General features: G+C 40.6%; 6 protein-coding genes, 3 tRNA genes and 1 pseudogene. 8 read left to right on the top strand and 2 right to left on the bottom strand.

What is annotated here, in order from left to right; translation table 11 throughout:
• Positions 1 to 891, top strand: a pseudogene (locus LEP1GSC203_RS20130) (integrase core domain-containing protein); the annotation flags it as partial.
• Here the strand turns inward: LEP1GSC203_RS20130 and LEP1GSC203_RS01400 are convergent.
• Positions 888 to 1,886, bottom strand: coding sequence for an APC family permease (locus tag LEP1GSC203_RS01400; protein WP_002971628.1), 999 nt, complete (start codon positions 1,884 to 1,886; stop codon positions 888 to 890). The pseudogene LEP1GSC203_RS20130 and the gene LEP1GSC203_RS01400 sit on opposite strands and share 4 nt — an antisense overlap.
• Positions 1,887 to 2,405 (bottom strand): LIC10415 family protein, encoded by a 519-nt coding sequence (locus LEP1GSC203_RS01395; protein WP_002971660.1) that lies wholly within the window; start codon positions 2,403 to 2,405, stop codon positions 1,887 to 1,889. It abuts the gene before it with no gap.
• Between the two features lie 174 nt (positions 2,406 to 2,579).
• Between LEP1GSC203_RS01395 and sppA the strand changes: the two genes are divergently transcribed.
• The 7 genes from sppA (at position 2,580) to LEP1GSC203_RS01360 (ending at position 5,878) form a co-directional block, all read left to right on the top strand.
• A complete protein-coding gene (gene sppA, locus LEP1GSC203_RS01390; protein WP_002971620.1) occupies positions 2,580 to 3,545 on the top strand; it encodes a signal peptide peptidase SppA in 966 nt (321 codons plus the stop codon).
• Complete coding sequence (locus LEP1GSC203_RS01385) at positions 3,542 to 4,150, top strand: hypothetical protein (RefSeq protein ID WP_002971773.1); 609 nt, start codon at positions 3,542 to 3,544, stop codon at positions 4,148 to 4,150. Before sppA ends, LEP1GSC203_RS01385 begins: the two co-directional genes overlap by 4 nt.
• Positions 4,151 to 4,891: a 5'/3'-nucleotidase SurE gene (surE, locus tag LEP1GSC203_RS01380; protein ID WP_002971742.1), complete on the top strand. Its 741-nt coding sequence runs from the start codon at positions 4,151 to 4,153 to the stop codon at positions 4,889 to 4,891.
• Between the two features lie 5 nt (positions 4,892 to 4,896).
• On the top strand, positions 4,897 to 5,568 hold the full coding sequence (locus tag LEP1GSC203_RS01375) for a tetratricopeptide repeat protein (protein ID WP_002971625.1): 672 nt from the start codon (positions 4,897 to 4,899) through the stop codon (positions 5,566 to 5,568).
• Positions 5,569 to 5,627: 59 nt separating this feature from the next.
• A tRNA-Pro gene (locus LEP1GSC203_RS01370) sits at positions 5,628 to 5,699 on the top strand.
• 17 nt (positions 5,700 to 5,716) lie between these two features.
• Positions 5,717 to 5,790 (top strand) — tRNA-Arg (locus LEP1GSC203_RS01365).
• 16 nt (positions 5,791 to 5,806) lie between these two features.
• Positions 5,807 to 5,878 (top strand) — tRNA-His (locus LEP1GSC203_RS01360).
• Positions 5,879 to 6,110: the final 232 nt, after the last annotated feature.

Here is a 6,110-nt window from a genome sequence, read left to right as displayed (position 1 = left end):
ATTAGAAAATGGCCACATCCAAGTACTGTAGGTCGTATTCTCAAACAAAACAACCTTATCAAACCTCCCAAAAGAAGGATCCGTAAACAATCCATCGAACAACCATTCTCGCATGCACTCGGACCCAATGATATTTGGTGCGCTGATTTTAAAGGTCATTTCACTGTTGGGGATGGAAAAAGATGCACTCCTTTGACTGTCACAGATGCCTATAGTCCGGTTTTTACTCTGTTGTGAGTATTGTTCCTAAGGCAGATACTACAATGTAATCAATGAATTTACGAAGTTATTTAAACTCTATGGAATGCCTCTTGCCATCGAACTGACAACGGTCCACCATTTGCCTCGAATGCGCTGGCAGGGCTTAGTAAACTTTCTGTATGGTGGATCAAACTGGGAATCAAGTTGGAGCGGATTGAACCAGGCAAACCACAACAAAATGGTAGGCATGAAAGAATGCATAAAACCTTAAAGGAAGAAACGGCTTTGCCTCCAAGGTCTAGCTTAGAGACACAACAAAAAGCATTTCGAGATTTTCAGAAAGAATTCAATTACCTAAGACCACATGAAGGAATTCAAAATTCTTTTCCTGCTAACCATTACCAAAAGTCGAAAAGGAAATTCCCAAAACGGATTGTAAAAGCTTCTTATCCAACAAACATCATGATTGGAGAAATCAATGACATAGGGAATCTTCATATTGAAGGCCATCGGATCTTTCTATCTTCCGCGTTAGCAGATGAAGAAGTTGGTTTAGAGGAAATCTCGGACAGGCATGTAAAGATTCATTTTTATGGAGTTAGCCTTGGTGTGATCGATTTGTATACGGGAAAGTTGTTGCATTTTAAAAATCCAATGCAATCCTCATTACCGTCTGAATCAGGATTTTAATGCATCTTTATGTAAAGTATGTATTGAGACAAAACTGTAAAGGATGTACGAGTACACTCAATGGCAGACATCGATCCTAATATCACCCAAGCAATAAAACTAGTGGTGAGAATTGAATAATTCACTCCAAATAACTTTTGAAAGGCGATAGCTCCAATACCATCTTGTCCTGCAAGATCCTCAATCGGAGCAGAAATCACAAAAAGTAAGTTGATTGCAAAATACAGTCCGGCCACTAGAAAACAAGCAGTGATGGCAGAACGAACAATAGTTTTCTCAGGATTTTTCACTTCTTCTGCGATGTAAGTGATCATATTCCAACCCAAATAAGAAAAGGAAACAGGCACAATCCCAATCAATACTTTAGAATAAAAGGAAAGCTCCATAAGATTAGGAAAAGGAGAGTTCCATAAATAAGACCAGTTGGTATTTCCAACGGAAAACCCAAGTGATAAAAAGAGAAGGAGACCCGTAATTTTTAATACAGCAAATACATTTTGCACTCGAACCGCTGATTTGATTCCAAAGTAATTGAGTCCGCTAAAAAAAACTATGGGCAATACTCCAATAAAGGTAATGGAGCTAATTTGTAAATCTAACCCGAGCAAGGTGAAAGTGGATGATTCCCAAACAGGAATTTCAGGAAACAAAATTTGAACATACTTACCAAAAGCAAGTGCCAGTACAGAAACACAGGCAGAAAAATTAGTAAGTAAAGAGGACCATCCACTCATAAAGGCAATGGCAGGTGAATAGGCAACCTTTAGATAAACATAATCTCCCCCAGCAAAGGGAAGAAGACGTGCTGCATAAGCATAAGTGATGGATCCAGAGAGAGCAAGGACTCCACCGACAATCCAACAGAGAAGAACAATCCAAAGATTTCCTGTTTCTTTGATTAAATATCCAGAAGTGAAAAAAATTCCTGATCCCACCATGGAGGAGAATAGGACGGAAATGGAATCAAAAGTATTTAGGGAACGTTTTAATTCCAATTAACCGCCAAGAAGTCTTTTTACCATGGTTTCAGAAATTGGTTTCATTGAAGCTGTAGATACAGATCCAATTTTCCCTTTGAACTCTTCAGGACTTAACATCATTCCAAGAGAGAAGATATTTTCACCCTCTACTTCTTTTTTCTTAAGCTCTGCAAGTAGGCTTGAGATATTGCCTTTGCTATTTTCTAAAATTTCTGGTTTGGTGAATTTACCTTCACCTAACTCTGGGAATAGTGGTTCCCCTTCAAAAAGAAGTTCTTTGAGTTTGTTTTCTTCTTGATTGGCATCTTCCAAAAGCCCAATGCGAGATTGTTCTTTAGAAAGTTGTTTTTGCAATTCCGTGAGTCGTGATTGGATATTGTGATACTGTACAGGGAGACTCACAACAAAGTCGGATTTTTCATCTGACTTTTGTACAGTGGCTCCTGTTTTCCCAGAACTGACATCTTTTGTGTCCTTTTTGTCCTGGACTAGTTTTTCTGCTGAGTTGAGGAGACGATTGAGACGAACATCCATGTCCTACCTTCCTTGGTAAAGGCCTTATGTCTCGGCGGTGCCTGGACACAAATCCTGTGACTACCTGTCTAATTTTCGGTTAGCCCGTACAAGGAAAATAAACTTTTTCTAAAAAAAAGTAAAGAATTATTAAAGTTGACTCGGGTTTTTGCAAGGTTTTGCTTGTGGGAGTTTATGGAAAGAAACCAATTTCTTCTCTTTCTCTCCTTTTTGTTCTCCACTATTGCCACAATTCTTGGAATTGCCATCTTGGTATCTGGATCAAGCCTTGCCCGTTTCTCTAGTGGAACTGGTGGCGGCCTCTTTCAAGCCAGTGAAATTGGAGCCGTCGTCATACCCATCGTAGGTGAGATCCATTCTGGTGAGTCTACTTTTGATTCTACAGGCGCCGACACCGTCTTACGCCAATTAAGGGAGTTAGAAGAAGACGGCAATGTCAAGGGGATCCTTCTTGAGATCAATTCCCCGGGTGGGACAGTGGCTGCTTCTCAAGAAATTTTTAACGAAGTTTTACATCTTCGTAAAACCAAAAAGATTGTCGTCAGTATGAAAGACGTGGCTGCATCAGGTGGTTACTATATTGCATCTGCTTCTGATTATATCTTTGCTCAAAACGGAACCATTACCGGATCTATTGGAGTTATTTCTTTTGCACCTAACGTAAAAGGACTTTTAGACCGCTACGGTGTAGGAGTTCGCACATACAAAGCAGGGAAATACAAAGATATGTATTCTCCGTTTCGCGATTCCACTAACGAAGAAGATGAGATGATTAGTAAACAGTTACAAGACACCTATCGCAAGTTTGTGGAAGATGTTGCCAAAGGAAGAAACAAAACTGTTAAGTCCATTGAAGAGTTGGCGGAAGGTAAAATTTATTCTGGTGAAGATGCATTTCGTAACAAACTAGTGGATGACATCGGTGGTAGAAGGGAAGCTCATAAAAAACTTTCCGAACTTTGTCAATACGATGGACTCATTCCTCTATTCGAACAAGAGATTTCACACTTCGATCGATTTTTGCAAACCTTGGGTGTGAGTTTTTTTGGAGACAACTCGCATGTATCTAAAATTCGTTCTCTCATCCAATCACAGGTTTTAGTCATTCTACCCACAGCTCTTGGAAAATTGATGTTATGAGAGATTTTTTCTTTGATTTAGTTGATGTATTAGAATTAGTATTTCTTGATCCACTTCGTTATTCGGAAGAGATCAAGGAGATTCCTTTTGCAGCAAGTCCACTTTCGAGTTGGATGTTTTCTATCCTTTCCGCCTTATCTCTGTCAGTGGGGATGAGTATACTTTCAGCACCATACACGATTTCTACTCTGTCATTTCTGTTTTTTGGTTTTATTGCCAACTTGTTTCTATTTCGGTTTTTTCCTTTTTTTTATGCATTGGTTGCTGACTACTATGTGCAAAAAAAGGGACGGTCGCAAAAACTCTTGTTTTTATTGCTGTTCGCAAGACATTCCGTAGTTTTGTTTTTGTTATTTGCACCCGTAAGTATTGTCTTTCATGCTGTGGGGCTTTCGGGACTTGGATCTGGACTCCTTTTATTACTCACATTTATATTACTTTATAGTTTGGTTGTTTCTCGTGGTCTTAAATCCATTTACGAATTAAGAAATCGTGACTCACTAAAATTTTCTTTTTATGCACTGGGCCTAACGATTCTATTTCCTTTTCTTATGAACTTGTATACAGCAACCAGTATCCTCCAATCGATCTCAGGTGGTTTATAGTTGAATTTACTCATCACAAATGACGACGGAATTTCCTCCGCCGGAATCAAAGCTTTGGAACGAGTTCTTGGAAAAACATATAACACGTATCTCATTGCCCCTTTAAAAGAACGTTCTGTCACCTCTATGGCACTTACCGTATTCCAAGGGATGCGAGTGGAACGAATCAATGACAACCATTACATTGCCGATGGATTTCCAGCCGATTGTGTGAACATTGGTTTGTATGCGGAGATCTTTCCTAAAATTGACTTTGTGATCTCTGGAATCAACCGGGGTGTGAATATGGGATATGATGTCCACTATTCAGGTACTGTAGGTGCCGCAAAACACGGAGCCCTCCATGGAATCCCTGCCCTTGCCGTAAGTTCTGGTCGCATTGATCCAGAGGATGGATATACAAAGGAAGCAGAACTTGTTTTATCCTTTTTATCCAATTACAAAGACCAAATCCAATCAGGGGAAGTTTGGAATCTTAACTTTCCTCCAGAGATTTCTGGATCTGGCACGATCAGCGAAATCGTTTTTACAAGGCTTGGGCGCAGGCGATACACCGAAAAGTATGAGAAAAAACAAATCATTGAAGGTGTCAGCGAATTTCAGTTAAACGGTAGTTTACTTGGGCATGATGAAGAAACAGGAACAGACTTTGAAGCCTACAACCAAGGAAAGTTGCCTGTCACTCCCATCCAATTGGACTTAACGGAAAAACTTCGACTTAAGGAATTACAATCTAAGTAGATACAATGGCAGAAGAGACAGACTACCTCGGTTATATGAATAAAGGCAATTATGCCATGGCCTTAAACCTTTTGGATCAGGCCTTACTCCAAAATCCAGAAGACCCCATCCTTTTGTATAATTTTGCCCTTTGTTGTTTTCAGACCAAAAACTTCAAAAAATCAATTCAGGTTTTGGATCGAATTCTCGGTGAATATCCTGGTTTTATCGAAGTCGATAATGTATACCGACTGAAAGTTTTTGCTCTTGTGGAACTAAAAGATTGGGAAACTGCCGAGTCCATCATCAAAGACCGACTGCAGGTGGCAGTGGATGATCCCAAACTCCTTTCCTTTTTGGCTCATGTTTATGAATACACCCACCGTTTGGAAGAGGCAATTGAAATCCACCGCCGTATCTTAAAACATACTCCCGATTACAAAAACAGCCTCAACTCTTTGGGTTATTTACTCGCTCTAAAGAAAAAAATCAGCACCGAAGAACGTTCAGAAGCGATCAAATCCTTAAAAAAAGCACTTGAACTCGATCCAAACAACCCAGCTTACTTAGATTCCTTTGGTTATTTTCTCCAAACCATTGGAAAACCAGAAGAAGCATGGAAAGCCTACCGCAAAGCCTTGCAAAAGAACCCAAACCATCCTGTCCTTCTAGAAAGATTGAAGAACCTGAAGAAATAAATCTCCCTTTTGTTGACACAGTCCTTCTGCCAAAAACACTGGTGATTCAAGGACTTTCTCGGGATGTAGCGCAGTGGTAGCGCATCTGTTTTGGGTACAGAGGGTCGCAGGTTCAAATCCTGTCATCCCGAATCAGTTGGTTCTATCCGACCCGGTAGCTCAGCTGGATAGAGCAACTGCCTTCTAAGCAGTTGGTCGGGGGTTCGAATCCCTCCCGGGTCAAGATGTTTTAGAAATGGTGGATGTAGTTCAGCGGTAGAGCCCTGGTTTGTGGTACCAGTCGTCGCGGGTTCGAATCCCGTCATCCACCCATTAAATAATTTCCCACTTATCGTAATAGATTTCTCCCCAAGGGCATTGGGTGTCTCGCGTTCGCCTGGCCTTCCATGGCCAGAGCTCCCGCCCGCACCCATCCGTGGATGCTTTTCGACACCCGATGCCCTTGGGGAGAAAAAATCGAATTCATTTGGGAAATTTGGTACAAATGACGAGTTTACTAAGAACCAAAAGATTGGGATTCGAACGATTTTACAATAGAGACT

Origin of the sequence: Leptospira terpstrae serovar Hualin str. LT 11-33 = ATCC 700639, from assembly GCF_000332495.1 — a bacterium.
Lineage (GTDB): Bacteria > Spirochaetota > Leptospiria > Leptospirales > Leptospiraceae > Leptospira_A > Leptospira_A terpstrae.
The sequence above is the reverse complement of the archived record's forward strand: the minus strand, read 5'-3'. Positions and strand labels throughout refer to the sequence as shown.

Excerpts from the sequence above, each read along its gene's own strand:
- sppA (WP_002971620.1), top strand. The coding sequence starts at position 2,580 with ATGGAAAGAAACCAATTTCTTCTCTTTCTCTCCTTTTTGTTCTCCACT.
- LEP1GSC203_RS01395 (WP_002971660.1), bottom strand. The coding sequence starts at position 2,405 with ATGGATGTTCGTCTCAATCGTCTCCTCAACTCAGCAGAAAAACTAGTC.
- LEP1GSC203_RS01375 (WP_002971625.1), top strand. The coding sequence starts at position 4,897 with ATGGCAGAAGAGACAGACTACCTCGGTTATATGAATAAAGGCAATTAT.
- LEP1GSC203_RS01385 (WP_002971773.1), top strand. The coding sequence starts at position 3,542 with ATGAGAGATTTTTTCTTTGATTTAGTTGATGTATTAGAATTAGTATTT.